The sequence below is a fragment of the Halomonas sp. AOP7-E1-9 genome, from assembly GCF_052376035.1.
Taxonomy (GTDB): Bacteria; Pseudomonadota; Gammaproteobacteria; order Pseudomonadales; family Halomonadaceae; genus Vreelandella; species Vreelandella citrativorans.
On sequence record NZ_JBQSVC010000007.1, the window covers coordinates 56,066 to 73,583 of the forward strand.

A 17,518-nucleotide genomic window follows, 5' to 3' on the forward strand; every position below is an offset into this window, starting at 1 on the left:
CAATATAGATAAGTTGAGCGTTTTTACACATTTTTTTATTATTTCTACTCAATTTGTTAACAGTTGTAGCAGTTATTTGCTTAACCGTTGGACAGCTTTTGCCAGAATGCGTTCGCAAAGTGGCTGGCTAATACACGTGGTCGGGTCAGGTGTATTTCTAACGGGATGTCCCACGAATCATCTAATGCACGCACCAACCTTCCATCGCTAATCTCTTGTTCTGAAAGGCTTTTAGGTATCCATGCCAGGCCTTTATTTTCCAACACCATGGACATCAACACCGCAGCCAAGTGGCTGGTAAAGCGAGGTGCACTTATAAGAGAAGTGGCATTTTCATTAAGCCAGTGGTTAACAACACGGCCTAATCCCGAAGCATCGGTATATCCCAGGTAAGGCAACACTTCCAGGCACTGAGAACTGCTTAATTCTTTTCCCACCAGTGGAATCAGCGAATCCTCGCCCACCTTTATACTCTCAAACTGGTCAGGCGATAACCGTGAGGGAACAGCGCAATGCCGATGGCTTAACAAGAACTGGCAGTCACCTTGTAACAACAACTGCTCACACGTGGACATTGTATCCGAGTGAAGGCGCACGGCCTCCATGGGCGCTCCCTGCTCCAGGGCTCTTATCCAACGGGGGAAGAACGTAAATGACAGCGAGTGCGTCGCTGCAAACTGCAACGTTCGGGTCGCTTCCCCGGCAATTTGCTGTGCTTCAGCCCGCAAGCGGTACAGTCGGCCAATCGCGTCAAACGCACTGGCCTGTATGTGTTTACCGGCGTCGGTGAGCGTGGTGCCCTGTGGGGTGCGAATAAACAGACTAACGCCCATCCACTGTTCAAACGCGCGGATCCGTCGGCTGAACGCGGGCTGGGTAATATGTCGGGCGTTTGCAGCACGTACAAAACTGCCGTGCTCGGCAAGGGCGGTAAAGTCTTCTAACCAGACGAGTTCCATGGGGCAATGCCGTTTCAGCATGGGAGCACCTAGTAATAGCATTGGGCAGCCCCCCTTGTCACGCATAGGGTTAAGCACTTGACCACCAAGGAGCTTGCCATGCGTATTGTGGATATTCGCGAGAAAACCGTTTCGATTGCCTCCCCGATTGCCAACGCTTATATCGATTTTTCCAAAATGACCTGTTCGGTCGTGGCCGTCATCACTGATGTGATACGCGACGGTAAACCCGTGATTGGCTACGGTTTTAACTCCAACGGGCGCTATGGCCAGGGAGCGCTCATGCGTGACCGCTTTCTGGATAGAATCACCGAGGCCAACCCCGACACGCTCATTGATCACGCCCGCGACAACCTGGACCCGTTTGCTATCTGGGACACCCTGATGAAAAACGAAAAGCCCGGCGGGCACGGTGAGCGCTCGGTCGCGGTAGGCACGATCGACATGGCAATTTGGGATGCAGTCGCCAAAATTGAGGGCAAACCGCTCTACCAGCTGCTTGCCGAGCGTTATCGAAACGGCCAAGCCGACGATAAGGTCTGGGTGTATGCGGCTGGCGGCTACTACTACCCTGGTAAAGACCACACCAGGCTGCAGGACGAAATGCGCAGCTACCTGGCGCGTGGCTACAACGTGTTAAAAATGAAGATTGGCGGCGCACCGCTTGAGGAAGATATTCAGCGTATCGAAGCCGTGCTTGAAGTCGTAGGCGATGGCAGCCGCTTGGCAGTAGATGCTAACGGGCGCTTTGACCTGAAAACGGCGATTGCTTACGCCGAAGCGCTAAAGCCTTATAACCTCTTCTGGTACGAAGAAGCCGGTGACCCGCTGGATTACGCGCTTCAGGCGGAGCTTGCCAACCATTATGAATTACCCATGGCGACCGGCGAAAACCTGTTCTCGCACCAGGACGCCCGCAACTTGCTACGCCATGGAGGCATGCGTGCCGACCGCGATTTCGTGCAGTTCGACTGCGCCCTCTCTTACGGGCTGGTGGAGTACATGCGCACGCTGAAAGTGATGGATGAGCTTGGCTGGTCATCGCGCCGCGTAGTACCCCACGGCGGCCACCAAATGTCACTGAATATCGCCGCTGGCTTGCACCTGGGCGGCAACGAATCCTATCCGGATGTCTTCCAGCCGTTTGGTGGCTTCGCTGACGGCATTCAGGTTGAAAATGGCTACGTCGGCCTGCCCGATATTCCGGGCGTAGGCTTTGAAGCCAAATCCAGGCTGTATGCAGTGATGCGCGAGCTGGGCGAAGGCTAAGCTGAGGCTTAATCCACCAGCGCCGCAGCTTCATCAATCCCCACCGATACCAAGCGCGACACGCCGGGTTCCTGCATGGTCACCCCCATCAGGCGCTCGGCGGCTTCCATGGCAATCTTGTTGTGGGTGATATAGATGAACTGAACGTTTTCCGACATCTCTTTTACGAGCTTGGCGTATCGCCCCACGTTGGCATCATCCAGCGGCGCGTCAACTTCATCGAGCATACAGAACGGCGCGGGGTTGAGCTGGAAGATCGAGAACACCAACGAAAGCGCGGTAAGTGCTTTTTCCCCACCGGAGAGCAGATGAATCGTGCTGTTCTTCTTGCCCGGTGGACGCGCCATGATCGCCACCCCGGTTTCCAATAAATCATCACCTGTGAGCGTTAGCCAGGCCGCCCCACCGCCAAACACGCGGGGAAAGAGTTCCTGCAAACCGCTATTCACTTGATCAAACGTTTCCTTGAAACGTACCCGCGTTTCCTGGTCGATACGCTTGATCGCTCGCTCCAGGGTTTCCAGCGCTTCGGTCAGTTCGGCGTGCTGGGCTTCCAAATAGTTGCGTCGCTCGGCCTGCTGGTCGTACTCCTCAATCGCTGCCAGATTAATGGCGCCCAGGCGGCGTATCTTCTCGCCGGTGCTTTCCAAACGCTCCTGCCAAACCTGTTCACTGGCATCGCTTGGCAGGTTCTCGGCCAGGGCATCGGCGTCATGCCCCAGTTCGGCCAGTTGCTCATCTTGCGTGGCCGCTTTTAGCGCCAGCGCCTGAACATCCATACGCCGCTGCTGAAGCTGCTCGCGGCTCTGTTCAAGATTGCGTTCGTGCTGCTGGCGGGCCAGCTCATCATTGCGCAGCTGTTCTGCCAGCGACTGGGCCTGCTGGCGCGTTTCGTTAAGGCGGCGCTCCTGCTGCTCACGCTGATGTAGTAGCTCTTCAAGCTCTTCACCGGCCAACTCGTCCGGCTCAAGTAGCGTTTCCCGCGACGCTTCTAGCTCTGCTATGCGTAGCGTCAAGCGCTCTTCGCTGTCGCTTGAGCGCGTCTGCTGGGCGCGCAAACTACTCCGCTCAGCGGTTAACCGCTCACGCTCTAACGCCAGCGTTTGCTGCTGTGCTTTTAACGGGCCGTGTTGCTGAGTCAGCTGGTCGCGCTGTTCGCGCTGGCGGCCACGCTGCTCGCTGGCCTCTTCGCGTGCTTGTGCAGTGGTTTCCAGCGTTTCCATCGCCACATTCCAGCGGGCGCGCTGCTCCTCCAGGGTAAGCGTTAACGCCGCTTCATCCTCTTGCAGTTGCCCAAGCTCCGCATCAAGCTCGGTGGCCCGGCTCTCCAAATGCTCCAGCTTTTGGGCAGCGCTACGCTCTTTAATGGCCAACTGCTGAACGCTTGCAGCATGACCACGCTCCTGCTCAGCCTGCTGTTCACGGGAAAGCTCCAGGGCTTCAATAGTCTCACTGGTCGTTTCGCACTGCTCTTCAGCCAGCGCCAGCGCGTCTTCATCCTGCTCGCGCAGGGCGTCCAGCTCCTTGAAACGGCGTCGCGTTACCAGTAAGGCATCAACGCCTTCGCCATTGGCCTGCTGATGCAGCCAGCCGCGCCCCCGCCAAACGCCGTCACGGCTAACAACGCTTTCTCCCGCTGCAAGGCCGGGCGCAAGCTGCTCAGCCTCGGCGCCGGACTCAACGTAGTGAATACTTGCTAACCATTCACCTATCGCACCAGCGCCGCTTACCAGTGAATCCAGCCGCTGGCCCTGGGTTGAAGCGGCGGGCGCTTGCTCATCAATCAAACACCAGTCGGTAGCCAGCGCCTGCGGCAACGCGGCAAGCTGGTGGCTTGCGACCAGTCGAGCATTCAACCAGGGCGCCAACAGCCAGGAAATGACCGTCTCCCAACCGGGTGTCACGCTGAGGGTTTCACCCAGGCGGGGGGCATTACTTAGCCCGTGGGTTGCCAGAGTTGCTTCCATGTCCGGGTCGTGGTCGGCCAGCGCGGCATCCATCAGGGTCTGTAGCGAGGATAGTTCACCCTGGCGCTGGCTCAATTCAGCGCGTTTATCATCACGGGTAAGCGTTGCCTGTTGATAACGCTGTTTGGCATCGCTGTACTGCTGCTGCCACTGTTCACGCGTTTGGGTGAAGGCTTCGGAACGCGCTTCGGCTTCTTCCAACTGTGCCTGGAACTGAGCATGCTCTTCGCGTAGCGCGCTCAAATCCGCCAAATCGCCGCGCTGCTGACGCCGCCGCTGGCTTTCTGCCTGTAGGCGTTGAATACGCTGCTCTAAATCGCGCAGCTGGTCCTGGCTGCGGTCGGCTTCGCGGCTGGCATCGCGCCAGCGATTTTCGGCGTCCGACCACTGCTGCTCGGCGGCTTCCATGGCGGGGGTAGCATCGGCGAGGGCCTGTTCCAGGGCGTCCAGCTGCTCTTCCAGCGCTTCGTGTTCGGGCGCCAGATCCTCAAAGCGTTCGTCGATGGCGGCAAGACGCTCCCGGTCGCCTTCGCTCACCAGGCGTTGCTCATCCAGTTCGCGCCGTGCAGTGGCAATATCGCTGGCTAGCTGGGCCTCACGGCTACGCCGGTGGGCCTGGTCCTGCTCCAGCCGTGCAATGCGCGTGGTGGTTTCAAAAAACTGCTGCTGGTGGCGCTCCAGTACCTCAGCCAGCTCATCGTGCTGCTCACGAGCTTGCTCCAGGCGGGTTTCGCACTGGCGTACGCCAAACACATCTTTTTCAACTGAGATTTCCAGCTCACGAACCCGGCTCTCCTGCTGCGACTGCTCTACTCGCAAGGTGCGCCCGCGTAGCAGTGCCAGCTCGCCTTTAAGCCGGTACTCCTGCTGCTTTAACTCCTGATAGCGTTTGGCCGCCTCGGCCTGGCGCTTTAAGCGCTCAAGCTGTTTATCCAGCTCCTCGCGAATATCGTCCAAACGCTCAAGGTTTTCCTGGGTGCGCCGCATACGATTTTCGGTTTCGCGGCGGCGCTCCTTGTATTTAGAAATGCCCGCAGCTTCTTCAAGCGTTGAGCGCAAATCATCGGGGCGAGCTTCAATCAATCGCGAGATCATGCCCTGGCCGATAATCGCGTAGGAGCGCGGGCCAAGCCCGGTGCCCATAAACAGGTCGGCGATATCCCGTCGACGGCACTTTTGGCCATTGAAGAAGTAGTTGGACTGGCCGTCGCGGGTCACTAACCGTTTGACCACGATTTCCGCGTATTGGGCATACACGCCACCCATGGTGCCGTCGCGATTGTCGAACTTGAGCTCAATAGACGCCTGGCCCACCGGCTTGCGCCCAGTCGAGCCATTAAAGATAACGTCGGCCATGGACTCGCCACGCAGGGTTTTAGCGGAGGACTCGCCCATCACCCAGCGCACGGCGTCGATAATATTGGACTTGCCACAGCCATTGGGGCCGACAATCGCGGTCATATTACCGTCGAAGGGCACCGTGACCGGATCGACAAACGACTTGAATCCAACAAGGCGGATAGAGGTTAAGCGCATGCCAATCCTACAAAAAATTATTTATAAACATGAGACGTATTCAAAATACATGATTCATAACGACTTCGGCAGCGGTGATTGGCTCAAGGCTCATCAGCCGCCGCTGTTTCGGATGTATCGGCCAAGCGTTCCTGGGCCGCGCGGATACCTTCGCGTAGCGAGTCGGCCGTGTTCGGATCGTTGACCGTTGCCAGCGCGCGCCGCCAGCGCTCCATTGCGCCCTCGTAATCACCGTTATCAAACGCGTGAATGCCTAACAGACCGAGCACCGTTGGTTGGCGTGGGTCCTGAGCCAGCGTTTCATTCACCAAACGCTGCACATCCGGGGTCAGCTCACGTCCTGCCATAAAGAAGCGAATTTGCGCAAGCTGGGCGAGCAGTGCAGGGAGCCGGCCTTCCAGCGCGATGAGCCGTTCCAGCGCATCGATGGCGTTATCTTCCTGGCCGGTATCGCGATACAGCGGAAACAGCGAGGCCCACACGTTGGCATTGCCCGGCTGAAGCGCGGCCTGCTCTTCCATACGACGAATATACGTGTCTGGAGTAGCGCCGGGGTCGTTGAGTAATTCCTGCTGAACGCCATACAGGGCAAGATCACCCTCGGCCCCTTCTTCCAGGTACCAAAAAAGACTGATGGCCACCACGCTCAAGGCAATCAATGGCACAGCTAAACGCCCGGCAAGGGGCGATTGTAGCGGTCGTACGGCCAGCGTGGCAGTATCTTCCAGAAGGCTACGCTCAAGTTCCAGCGTTCCTTCTTCAAACTGCGCGGCACTAACATCGCCACGCGCATGAGCCGCCTCTAACGAGACAAGCCGACGCTGAAAAATGGCCACGTTCTGCTCGGCCGAAGTGTCGTTGGCTTCATATGCGCGTTGCTGGTCATAAAGCGCATGCGCCTTACGCAGCGGGGAAAGTAGCAAGACAATCGCTGGCAACATGACAATCGCCATGGCGACCCATAAAAGCGTCATGAGGATCTCCTGCGCTGAATCAGCGCATCCAGCCGAGCGCGCTCTTCAGCACTTAGCGCCTTGGCAGACGCATGGCGCCGTGCGCGTACAATCAGCAGCACGATCAAAACACCCCCGACGCCTAACCCAATGGGCAGCCCCCACAGAAGATAGGTGCGGCTCTCCAGGCGCGGATTATAGAGAACATAGTCGCCAAAGCGCTCTACCATGTGATTGACCACTTCGCTATCGGAGCGCCCATCCTGCAGCATTTGATACACCCGTTCCCGCATATCGGCGGAGATAGGCGAGTTCGAATCATTGATGGCCTGGTTTTCACACAGCGGGCAGCGCATGGACGCGGTTAATGCGTGATAACGCTGCGCCAGCACCGGGTCGTCAAACTCACGCAGCTCGATTCCCTCCGCCACGACGCTTGTCGACAACAGCAGGAAGAGCACGGCCAGGGTACGTATTAACGCCATTTGGCTACCTCCGGCAAAATACGCTCGGCCACATCCTGAGGAGAGATATCGCCTTTATGGTGATAGCGAATAATTCCGCCGGCATCGACCAGAAACGTTTCAGGCGCGCCATAAACGCCAAGGTCAAAGCCCAGGCTGCCGTCAGGGTCAAAGATATTCACTTCAAACGGGTCGCCAAACTCGTTTAAAAAGTGCATTCCTTTTTCGCGGGTATCGCGATAGTTCACCCCGACCATACGAACACCCTGGTCGGCCAATGCCAAAAGCTGGGGCATTTCCTGCTTGCAGGCCGGGCACCATTCGCCCCACACATTAACCAGTGAGACTTCCCCCTTGAGCAGCGTTTGATCAACCAGGGTGCCTTCATCACGCAGCGTGGTGGCCTCAAATGTCGGGAACTCACGTGCCATCAGCGCCGAGTCCCGGGCTGACGGGTCATGCTGCAAACGCTGATATAAAAACAGCGCCACCAGAAGAAAACCCAGCGGTAGCAGTAACAGCCATAGTCGACGGCTCATAGCGCGGCTTCCTGCGTTTTGGGCGAGCGGGCCACGTCGGCACGGTCGGCCGTTCTGGTTCGGCGATAGCGCTTATCCACTATTGCCAGTATGCCGCCTAACGCCATCAACAAACCGCCCAACCAAAGCCAGCGTACAAAAGGCTTATATTGAATGCGCATGGCCCAACTGCCATCCTCCAAATCTTCACCCATGGCAACGTAAAGATCCCGAAACAGGCCGGGGCGTAGCGCGACCTGGCTCATGGGCATACCCGTTGCCAGATAAAAGCGCTTCTCAGGGCGCATAATAAAACCACGCCCTGATTCGATATTGCGCACCTGAATGACGGCCGTATCGGCCATAAAGTTGGCGCCTCGGCGGCTTTTAAGCTCCGTCAACGTGAACTGATAGCCCGCGACGTCAAGCTCGGTGCCCGGCGCCATACGCACCGTGCGCTCAGTGGCATAGTTGGACACCACGGCCACACCAATAATCGTCACTGCAATTCCCACATGCCCGAGCACCATGCCCCAATACGCTAGGGAAAGCTTGCGCAAACCCGCCAGGCGGCTAGCGCCGTGGCGGGTTTTATCCCACATGTCCCTCCCAATCGGCAGCACGATCCACAGCGCAGCCACAATACCCAATGAGGCCCACAGGTTCCATTCACCGGTGTATATCAGCGGCAACACCATACCCAGCACCAGCGCAGCGACGCCAGCAAGCCACAATTTACGGCGCAGTTCACTGGCTGGCATGCTCTTCCAGCGAGCGACCGGACCAAGCCCCATAAAGAGACACATCACAACCGTCAGCGGTACAAAAAGCGCATTAAAGTACGGCGGGCCCACGCTGATTTTACCCAGGTTGAGCGAGTCTAAAATCAGCGGGTAGAGCGTACCCAGCAAAATCGTCACGGTCATGATGACCAATAGAATATTGTTGATAAGCAGCAGCGAATCTCGTGATAGCCAGTTGAAGCTCGCATGATGGCTCACGCGGGGCGCGCGCAGCGCAAATATCAGTAGAGAAAGCGTCACGGTGATCGTCAGCAGCACCAGAATAAACAAGCCGCGTGAGGGGTCATTGGCAAACGCGTGCACCGAGGTAAGTACACCAGAACGCACCAGAAAGGTACCCAGCAGCGATAGCGAAAAGGTAAAAATGGCCAGCAGTACGGTCCAGCTTTTAAACGAGCCGCGCTTTTCGGTGACGGCCAGCGAATGGATCAGCGCGGTGCCGGTTAGCCAGGGCAGTAGCGAGGCATTTTCCACCGGGTCCCAGAACCACCAGCCTCCCCAGCCGAGTTCGTAGTAGGCCCACCAGCTGCCCAATGCAATACCTACCGTCAAAAAGGCCCAGGCAATATTGGTCCAGGGGCGCGCCCAGCGCGTCCAGGCCGCATCCAACCGCCCACCCAGCAGCGCGGCAATGGCGAAGGCAAACACGACGGAAAACCCGACATAGCCCATGTAGAGCATCGGCGGGTGAACAATCAAGCCAATATCCTGAAGCAGCGGATTAAGGTCCGCGCCATCGTGAGGCACGTTGGGCAAAAGCCGCTCGAAGGGATTGGACGTCAGCAGGATAAACAGTAAGAATCCCACGCTAATCAAGCCCATCACACCCTGTACCCGCGCTACCATGTCGCGAGGCAGGCCGCCTGAGAAGCGCGAAGCGGCATACCCCCAGCCCGCCAGCATCAGGCTCCACAACAGCACCGACCCTTCATGGTTGCCCCACACCGCACTGAGCTTGTAGTACCAGGGCAACAGCGAGTTGGAGTTGTTGGCGACGTTCGCCACACTGAAGTCATCCAGCGCGTAGCTGGCGGTTAGGCACACATAAGCCGCTGCGATAAACAGAAACTGCCCCGTGGCCATGGGATGACCATATGCCATCCAAAGCGGCCTGCGCGTGGCCGCCCCGGCTAATGGCATTACGCCCTGCAATACTGCCATTAGCAGGGCAATAATTAACGCGAAGTGCCCAAGCTCAGGGATCAGTTTTACCAACATCGGCACTCCAGCATGACACGGACTCTAGGGTATAGGACATTGGCTCAACCTATTCACGCTTGGCTGCTTCAACCGGTTGGTCCTGATAATCAGCAGGCGAGTAACCTGCCTCTTCTAACGCTTGCGACACTTCGGGCGGCATGTAGTTTTCATCGTGGCGAGCAAGCACCTTGTCAGCGATAAACCGCCCGTCTGTAGACAGTTTGCCTACCACTACCACGCCCTGCCCTTCGCGAAACAGATCCGGCAGGATGCCGTTATAGGCCACCGCAAGCTCGTCCACGTAGTCGGTTACCAGGAACTCGACGTTCAGGCTTTGCGGGTCACGGACAACCGAGCCCTCCTTTACCATACCGCCTGCACGGATTGTCCGCTCGATGGGCGCGTCACCCTGGGCAATCTGCACCGGACTGTAGAACAGGTTGATATTAGCGCGCAGGGCATAGAGCGTGAGGCCTACCGCCACGGCGGCTAGCGCCAGCGCGCCGAGAATGATCACCAGCTTCTGGCGACGTTTAGGTGTCATCAGCATGTCTCGTTTGATGGGGTGGATGACGGTCACCACGCCGGGCACGGCGTTTTACAGCACTGGCCAGTTGGCGGCGCTCAAAACGAGCATGAATGATGCAGGCAACCATCAAAAGTGCCGTGACGCCCCAGGCCGCCCACACGTAAGGGCCGTGTCCGCCCATGGCCAAGAACGCGCCAAACGATGTAAATGCCATTACCGCGCCTCCCTGATCAAATCCCTGACCCAACGCTTATCAATTTCCCGACGCAGGATTTCATTCCGCGTACGCATCAGTGTAAGAGCGATAAAAAACCAGTAGAAGCCCAGCACCATGATCAGTAACGGCAGCCACATTTCCGTGGGCATGAGGGGCCGCGACGTCAACGTAAAGGTCGCCGACTGGTGGAGCGTAAACCACCAGTCCACCGAGTACTTGATAATCGGAATATTGATGACCCCAACCATGGCCAGTACCGAAGCCGCTTTTGCCCCCCCCTCACGACGGGTAAAAGCGCTGCGCAGGGCGATCACCCCCAGAAACAGGAACAACAGAATCAGCATGGAGGTCAGTCGGGCATCCCACATCCACCAGGTACCCCAGGTGGGCACACCCCACACCGCTCCGGAAAAAAGCGCCACAAACGTCATCACCGCCCCAAACGGCGCCATAACTGTCGCGGCCATATCCGCCACCTTGATCTTCCATACCATGAAGACCAGGCTCGCCGCCGCCATCGAAACAAACACCGACTGGGCAAGAAAGGCGGCGGGCACGTGGACATAAATGATCCTGAAGCTATCGCCCTGCCCCTGATTCACCTCGGTGGGTGCAAAGGCTAACCCCCATACCGTGCCGGTCGCAATGAGTACCAGGGAGACTGCCCAGCACCAGGGCTGCACCTTTGCACTCATTGCATAAAACCATTTGGGCGAGCCCCATTTATGAATAAAGGTCCACATGACGTGTTCTGTCCTCAACCGTTGATACTGATGCGTAGCGAGGCGGCAATCGCCCAGGGAGCCAACAGTAGCGACGCAGCCAGCAGGGCCCCGAGCATGGCCAGGTGCGCCGCAACGCCTTCACCGATGACAGCAGCCTGCACCGCCCCGACCCCAAAAATAAGCACCGGTATATACAGCGGCAGTATAAGCAGCGACAGCAGTACGCCGCCCCGCGCGATACCAACGGTTAGCGCCGCACCAATCGCGCCAAGCAGGCTCAAGCTGGCGCTGCCCAGCAAAAGCGAAAGCGCAAGCACCGCGTAGCTGCCCGGAGGCAGGGCCAGCGTCACACCCAGAAGCGGCGCAACCAGCGCCAGCGGCAGCCCGGTCAACAACCAGTGGGCAAGTACCTTGGCCAGGCTAAGCGCGGCTAGCGGCTGAGGCGCGAGCAGCATCTGCTCAAGGCTGCCGTCGTCATAATCGGTGCGAAACAGGCTATCCAGCGACAAAAGCGCCGCCAGAAGCGCCGCTACCCACAAAAGACCTGGCGCGATCAGCGCAAGTACGGCGCGGTCGGGTGAAATGCCGATTGGGAACAGCGTTATCACCAGCGCGAAGAAGACCAGCGGATTGAACAGTTCGCCGCGGCGTCTGAACATCAGTGTTACATCACGCTTGAGGGTGGCGGTAAAGGCGATCCACAGCCCGCCCGGCACCGGCGTTTCAAGTAGTGTAGTGGTCGCCTTCTGCCCCTGCGTCATTGTTTATCCCAGTTGAATACAGCGAGCGGCGGGCGAAGCATTCAGCGCATGGTGAGTGGTTACCAGAATGCTCCCCCCAGCTTGAGCGTGAGCTGAAAGCTGCGCTTCAAGCGCGGCTACGCCTTGGTGGTCAATGGCGGAAAACGGCTCGTCAAGCACCCAGAGCGGACGGCGCGTCAGCGTTAACCGGGCCAGCGCCACACGGCGCTGCTGACCCGCCGACAGCTGGCCGACCAATACGTCCTCAAAACCGCCAAGCCCTACTTGCTCCAAAGCGCTCAGGCGCTGCGATTCATTACCCCGCTCGCCGCTTAGCGCCTGGTACCAGGCCAGGTTTTCAAGCGGTGAAAGCCCAGCCTTGATGCCTGGCGAATGCCCCAGATACAGCAGGTTGGCCAGATAATGTTCACGCACCTTGCGAAGTGGCGCGCCGTTCCAGAAAAGCTCGCCTTGGTAATCACTCAGTTGACCTGCCAGCAGCTTTAACAGCGTGGTCTTGCCGCTGCCATTGGGGCCTTCAATTCGAACGATGTCACCGCTGCGAATCGTGAGATCGAGCCCTTCAAATAGCCAGCGCCCATCACGCTCGCAGGCTAGTTGTCGTGCTTGCAGGCACAGGCTCAAAGGTATCTCCCAACAGGTTGATAGTTAGCCAAAACTCTACACGGAAAGCCACGTTATCTCCAGCCAATCGCAGCGGCCGTGAGAATGCACCAAGCGTGCCGACGGGACCAGCATCTTGAATAGCAAAAGGCACTGGATAAAAACAGCACTACCACTGTATGCAAAAACAGCTGTATACTAAAACACTGTATGAAAAGACATGCCAACAACCTGCTGGCTTGCCACTACTAAACGCCTAGGGAAAGGGCGCTGCATTGGAGAATTTCCTATGAATATATCGATGTCAGCACCAACTCACGCCGGTTCTACCGTATTGAGCAGCGCGTCCTGCGCACCTAAAGGCATTCAATCGGCACGCGCCTTTAAAACAGCACCACGCAGAACGCGGCACAATACCTACGCCCTCAAAATACGCGGCAACCGAATGCGTGATTGCAACTTGTTTGATGGAGATGTCATTATTATTCGGCGTTTTCAATGCGATACCCACGAAGAAACCGCCGTCGCTCACATCAATCAGCAACCTGTTGCGTTGAAGCAGCTCTCGATCAGTCGCTTTGGCGTACATTTATGGCCTGCCGATACCCAAGCGCCGGATCTCTTTTTGCACAATTGCGATATTCAAGTGTTAGGAATGGTAATGGGTGTGGCGCAGGATAGTGCCAACGACCTTGCTGCCAATTCTTATGGCCTTATGGAGCACTGATTGCGTTATCAAGTTCCTGATTTAGCTGCCTCGCAGTGGCATACCGCCGAGATAGAGGTCGAAAAAAGCCAGTTTCTGGCGTGGCTATGCCATGCGCCAGATGTGGCCGCTTTTAGTGCACTTCTTGAAGCGGCAAGAGCTGCTCACCCCAATGCCAGCCATCACTGTACGGCTTATATTGCTGGGCCGCCTGGGGAGCAAACACTGATTGGTTTTTCCGATGATGGCGAGCCTGGCGGCACGGCCGGTCGGCCAATGTACCAGGTACTTCAAGGCAGCCAAATGGGTGAAATCGGCGGTGTCGTGACGCGCTACTTCGGCGGCACCAAGCTAGGCACCGGCGGGCTGGCACGGGCTTACGCTCAAGCCATCAGCCATGCGTTGGAAACCTTACCGACGCGTGAAGTGATTGAGCGAGACGCCTACACGCTACGCCTTACCTTTGCCAGCGAGGCGATCGCCCGCGCCTGGTGCGACGAAAAGGCCATCCCCATTGAACACGTCAACTACGATGGCGAAGGTGTTCAGCTCACCATTGGCTGGCCCCGCGACCAGACGTTCGACCTTTCCCCCTTGGAAAATCGCCTAAAGTGCACGCTGGACGTTACCCCGGTAAACGCACCCGCCCCCGAAACCAAAAACGGCTTACGGTGTAAACCGTAAGCCGTGCATGGGGCACTTCTGCTTCCCCGTCAATCCTGTCTATTTATCCCAAATATTTAATCATTACCCCGGCAGCCACGGCAGAACCAATTACTCCTGCCACGTTTGGACCCATCGCATGCATCAACAAGAAGTTATGCGGATTGGATTCCAGACCGACCTTATTAGCTACACGCGCCGCCATAGGCACAGCGGATACCCCGGCAGCACCTATCAGCGGATTAATCGGCATACGGCTCATTAGGTTCATCAGCTTGGCCATTAACACGCCGGCGGCGGTACCAATTCCGAAGGCCACGATACCCAGCCCCAGAATCCCGAGGGTTTCCACCGTCAAGAAGCTTTCCGCCATCAGCTTTGAACCAACAGAAAGCCCTAGAACGATCGTCACGATGTTGATCAGCGCGTTCTGGGCGGTATCCGAAAGCCGCTCTACCACGCCGCATTCGCGCATCAAATTACCAAAGCAGAACATCCCCAGAAGCGGTGCTGCGTCGGGTAGAAACAGCGCGACCAGGATCAACAGCATGAGAGGAAAGATCACTTTTTCCAGCCTGGAGACGGGGCGCAGCTGCGTCATTTTTATCTGACGCTCTTTTTCAGTGGTTAACAGCCGCATAATAGGTGGCTGGATTAACGGCACCAGCGCCATGTACGCGTAGGCCGCCACCGCGATAGCACCCAATAGCTCTGGAGCAAGCACGCTGGACACATAGATAGACGTTGGCCCATCGGCGCCGCCGATAATCCCGATCGCTGCCGCCTGGTTCAGCGAGAAGTCCATGATGCCCATGGAGGTCAGCACAACGGCACCAAACAGCGTGGCGAAAATACCAAACTGGGCCGCAGCACCTAGAAACAGCGTACGAGGGTTGGCAAGCAGCGGGCCAAAGTCAGTCATGGCACCCACGCCCATAAAGATCAACAGCGGTGCGATACCCGATGCAATGGCCACTGAATAGAAGTTATACAGCATGCCATTGCTGTAACCGACGCTTGTCGCAATATCCTTAGCGGCACGCAGCTGCTCTGGCGCTACCTCACCATGGGCAACTACTTTGAGCGTTTCACGCCACGCATCAATACCTGCCAAAGGATCCAGCATTACGCCCAGCGCGGCACCAACCTGCTGAAGCACGGCAGGCTTGCCAACCTCAATGGCCTGGTCCAGCGCTGAAATCGCAAGGCCAGCTTCGGGAATATTGGCAAGAATCCCCCCAAAACCAATCGGCACCAACAACAGCGGCTCAAATTTCTTATGGATCGCCAAATAGAGCAGCAGCAGCCCGACCCCGATCATGACCACCTGGCCAAGCTCAAGGTTATAAAGCCCCGAGCCCTCCCATAACGTGACTAGCTTATCCATTCCCGAGGCCCTTAAAGCTCAATCAGTACGTCGCCAACAGCTACGCTGTCGCCTTCACTAACATTGACTTTCGATACCGTGCCGGCACTGCTGGCGCGAATTTCGGTTTCCATTTTCATAGCTTCAAGAATGATGACCACTTCCCCATCCGCTACCTGGTCGCCAGGGCGCACATTCACCTTGAAGATATTGCCAGCAAGCGGTGCTTCTATGGCTTCACCACGGCTGGCCGCCGGGGCGGGGCTCGCCGCAGGCGCAGGCGACTGCTCTTGCACCTGGCCAATATCGCCGCCTTCAGAAACTTCCACTACAAACGCTTTGCCATTGAGCTTTACGGTATAGGTTTCAGGGCCACGTGCCGCCTCTGGCGCACTGTCTTGAGTAACCACCGGAGGCTTGGCAGGCTCGCTACCAGCCACCTGGGGCGCAGGTTCGAAAGCGTCCGCGTTATCACGATTTTTAAGAAACTTCAGACCGATTTGCGGGAACAAGGCGTAGGTGAGGACATCATCTATTTCACACTCGCCCTCTGCCAAGCGTACCTGCTCGGCGCCGGCTTTCTCTTTAAGCTCTGCCGCCAGCTTTTGCATTTCAGGTGCAAGGTTATCCGCCGGGCGACAGGTAATCGGCTGACCGCCCTCCAGCACGCGGGCTTGAAGCTCGGTATTAAAGGGGGCGGGTGCCGCGCCGTATTCGCCTTTCAGCAGCGCCTGCACCTCTTTGGAAATGGACTTGTAACGCTCGCCCATCATCACGTTCATTACCGCTTGGGTACCGACGATTTGCGACGTGGGCGTCACCAGCGGAATAAATCCCAGGTCTTCACGCACACGAGGAATTTCGCCAAGCACATCGTCCAGCTTGTCGCCCGCACCCTGCTCTTTCAGCTGACTTTCCATATTGGTCAGCATGCCGCCTGGCACCTGGGCCACCAGAATGCGCGAATCGATGCCGCGTAACGAACCTTCAAAAGCAGCGTACTTTTTACGTACTTCACGGAAATAGCCCGCGATGTCTTCCAACAGTTCAAGGTCCAGCCCGGTATCACGGTCGGTATCCTTGAGCATCGCAACAACGGACTCTGTGGGGCTATGTCCATACGTCATCGACATGGACGAAATCGCGGTATCGACGTTATCGATACCGGCCTCGACTGCCTTAAGAATGGTGGAAGTGGAAAGTCCTGTCGTGGCATGGCAATGCAGGTGAACAGGAATAGACAGATTTTTCTTCAGCCGCGTTACCAGCTCAAATGCGGTGTAAGGCGTTAACAGCCCCGCCATATCCTTGATAGCCAGCGAGTCTGCGCCCATTTCGGCAATATTGGTCGCTAGATCGACCCAGCTATCCAGGGTATGTACCGGGCTTACCGTGTAGGAAATAGTGCCCTGCGCATGCCCACCCACCTGACGAACCGCTTTAATCGCGCGCTTCAGGTTGCGCGGGTCATTCATGGCATCAAACACACGGAACACATCAACGCCGTTGGTTTTGGCCCGTTCGACAAACTTATCGACTACGTCATCCGCATAGTGGCGATAGCCCAACAGATTTTGACCACGCAGTAGCATGGCTTGAGGCGTATTGGGCATCGCCTCTTTTAATGCCCGAATACGCTCCCATGGGTCTTCGCCTAAATAACGAATGCATGCATCAAAGGTGGCGCCACCCCAGGTCTCTAGCGACCAGTAGCCAACACGATCCAGCTTTTCAGCGATGGGCAGCATATCGTCCAGACGCAAGCGGGTCGCAAACAGTGATTGATGGGCATCACGCAGTACCACATCGGTAATTCCCAGCGGGCGTTTTGTCTCATTCATAGCAGTAGCTCACACGTTAAAATTATTGATATGTAGTAAAACTAACAAAATAAAGGCAAATAAGGGGATAGGCTGACTAAAAAATTACCGATTAGTGACGCTTTAATGAGCGGTAACGATGCACCGCAGCACTGATAACTGCAGTCGCTTCCTCGTCCTCGCCACTCAACGCGGGAGCAGACGAAGGCTTTGTACCTGCTAACGTCGGCACAGGCGTCGGCTGAAAACGTCCTAACAGTTTTGACATCAACGTAACGCTAATGACTAAAATAGTAAGAAAAACAAAAACAAAGCCCATCCCAAGCCCCATAATTGCGAGCCCCTCCTGGAGTAGTTCTGCATTCTGCATAATGTCTCTCTTGTTGTAGAGCATAAATTAACGCTTAAAGGGTTCTAAAAGTCCCTTGGCGCCGTCAAAGTAATACACTAACCTGCCAC

Annotated in this window: 17 protein-coding genes; 3 read left to right on the forward strand and 14 right to left on the reverse strand. The window is 56.8% G+C overall.

Annotated elements, in window-relative coordinates; translation table 11 throughout:
• Positions 1-80 precede the first annotated feature (80 nt).
• A complete protein-coding gene (locus tag ACT3R4_RS06195) occupies positions 81-980 on the reverse strand; it encodes a LysR family transcriptional regulator (protein ID WP_442353072.1) in 900 nt (299 codons plus the stop codon).
• Between the two features lie 78 nt (positions 981-1,058).
• On the opposite strand from ACT3R4_RS06195, the gene ACT3R4_RS06200 reads away from it, so the two are divergent.
• Positions 1,059-2,228, forward strand: a complete 1,170-nt coding sequence (locus ACT3R4_RS06200; RefSeq protein ID WP_193055350.1) for a mandelate racemase/muconate lactonizing enzyme family protein — start codon at positions 1,059-1,061, stop codon at positions 2,226-2,228.
• A gap of 8 nt (positions 2,229-2,236) precedes the next feature.
• Here the strand turns inward: ACT3R4_RS06200 and smc are convergent, their stop codons facing one another.
• The 10 genes from smc to ccmA all read right to left on the reverse strand — a co-directional run bounded on the left by smc (position 2,237) and on the right by ccmA (position 12,525).
• Positions 2,237-5,731, reverse strand: coding sequence for a chromosome segregation protein SMC (gene smc, locus ACT3R4_RS06205; RefSeq protein WP_193055349.1), 3,495 nt, complete (start codon positions 5,729-5,731; stop codon positions 2,237-2,239).
• An 83-nt stretch (positions 5,732-5,814) separates the two neighbouring features.
• Entirely contained in the window at positions 5,815-6,705 is an 891-nt protein-coding gene (gene ccmI / locus ACT3R4_RS06210) for a c-type cytochrome biogenesis protein CcmI (RefSeq protein ID WP_193055348.1), read from the reverse strand.
• Entirely contained in the window at positions 6,702-7,169 is a 468-nt protein-coding gene (locus ACT3R4_RS06215; protein WP_193055347.1) for a cytochrome c-type biogenesis protein, read from the reverse strand. Before ACT3R4_RS06215 ends, ccmI begins: the two co-directional genes overlap by 4 nt.
• Positions 7,160-7,687 carry a DsbE family thiol:disulfide interchange protein gene (locus tag ACT3R4_RS06220; protein WP_193055346.1) on the reverse strand — a complete coding sequence of 176 codons (528 nt, stop codon included), beginning with the start codon at positions 7,685-7,687 and terminating at the stop codon, positions 7,160-7,162. Before ACT3R4_RS06220 ends, ACT3R4_RS06215 begins: the two co-directional genes overlap by 10 nt.
• Positions 7,684-9,687, reverse strand: coding sequence for a heme lyase CcmF/NrfE family subunit (locus ACT3R4_RS06225; protein ID WP_193055345.1), 2,004 nt, complete (start codon positions 9,685-9,687; stop codon positions 7,684-7,686). The genes ACT3R4_RS06220 and ACT3R4_RS06225 overlap by 4 nt, the downstream gene beginning before the upstream one ends.
• A gap of 49 nt (positions 9,688-9,736) precedes the next feature.
• Positions 9,737-10,213: a cytochrome c maturation protein CcmE gene (gene ccmE / locus ACT3R4_RS06230; RefSeq protein ID WP_193055344.1), complete on the reverse strand. Its 477-nt coding sequence runs from the start codon at positions 10,211-10,213 to the stop codon at positions 9,737-9,739.
• Positions 10,203-10,412: a heme exporter protein CcmD gene (gene ccmD, locus ACT3R4_RS06235; protein ID WP_193055343.1), complete on the reverse strand. Its 210-nt coding sequence runs from the start codon at positions 10,410-10,412 to the stop codon at positions 10,203-10,205. The genes ccmE and ccmD overlap by 11 nt, the downstream gene beginning before the upstream one ends.
• Complete coding sequence (locus ACT3R4_RS06240) at positions 10,412-11,158, reverse strand: heme ABC transporter permease (protein ID WP_193055342.1); 747 nt, start codon at positions 11,156-11,158, stop codon at positions 10,412-10,414. Before ACT3R4_RS06240 ends, ccmD begins: the two co-directional genes overlap by 1 nt.
• 14 nt (positions 11,159-11,172) lie before the next feature.
• Positions 11,173-11,901 carry a heme exporter protein CcmB gene (gene ccmB, locus ACT3R4_RS06245; protein ID WP_193055341.1) on the reverse strand — a complete coding sequence of 243 codons (729 nt, stop codon included), beginning with the start codon at positions 11,899-11,901 and terminating at the stop codon, positions 11,173-11,175.
• 3 nt (positions 11,902-11,904) lie between these two features.
• The gene (gene ccmA, locus ACT3R4_RS06250) at positions 11,905-12,525 is read right to left on the reverse strand and encodes a cytochrome c biogenesis heme-transporting ATPase CcmA (RefSeq protein WP_193055340.1); all 621 of its coding nucleotides are present in this window, start codon (positions 12,523-12,525) and stop codon (positions 11,905-11,907) included.
• Positions 12,526-12,793: 268 nt separating this feature from the next.
• Here ccmA and ACT3R4_RS06255 point away from each other — a divergent pair, with 268 nt between their 5' ends.
• Together ACT3R4_RS06255 and ACT3R4_RS06260 are read left to right on the forward strand one after the other, a co-directional pair.
• Positions 12,794-13,231 carry a LexA family protein gene (locus ACT3R4_RS06255; RefSeq protein WP_087107966.1) on the forward strand — a complete coding sequence of 146 codons (438 nt, stop codon included), beginning with the start codon at positions 12,794-12,796 and terminating at the stop codon, positions 13,229-13,231.
• Positions 13,232-13,894, forward strand: coding sequence for an IMPACT family protein (locus ACT3R4_RS06260; protein WP_441678012.1), 663 nt, complete (start codon positions 13,232-13,234; stop codon positions 13,892-13,894).
• A gap of 43 nt (positions 13,895-13,937) precedes the next feature.
• On the opposite strand, the gene ACT3R4_RS06265 is transcribed toward ACT3R4_RS06260, so the two are convergent.
• The 3 genes from ACT3R4_RS06265 to ACT3R4_RS06275 form a co-directional block, all read right to left on the reverse strand.
• Positions 13,938-15,260, reverse strand: coding sequence for a sodium ion-translocating decarboxylase subunit beta (locus ACT3R4_RS06265; RefSeq protein ID WP_087107962.1), 1,323 nt, complete (start codon positions 15,258-15,260; stop codon positions 13,938-13,940).
• Between the two features lie 11 nt (positions 15,261-15,271).
• Positions 15,272-17,080: a sodium-extruding oxaloacetate decarboxylase subunit alpha gene (gene oadA, locus ACT3R4_RS06270; RefSeq protein ID WP_193055339.1), complete on the reverse strand. Its 1,809-nt coding sequence runs from the start codon at positions 17,078-17,080 to the stop codon at positions 15,272-15,274.
• Between the two features lie 91 nt (positions 17,081-17,171).
• Positions 17,172-17,429, reverse strand: coding sequence for an OadG family protein (locus tag ACT3R4_RS06275; protein ID WP_193055338.1), 258 nt, complete (start codon positions 17,427-17,429; stop codon positions 17,172-17,174).
• Positions 17,430-17,518 lie beyond the last annotated feature (89 nt).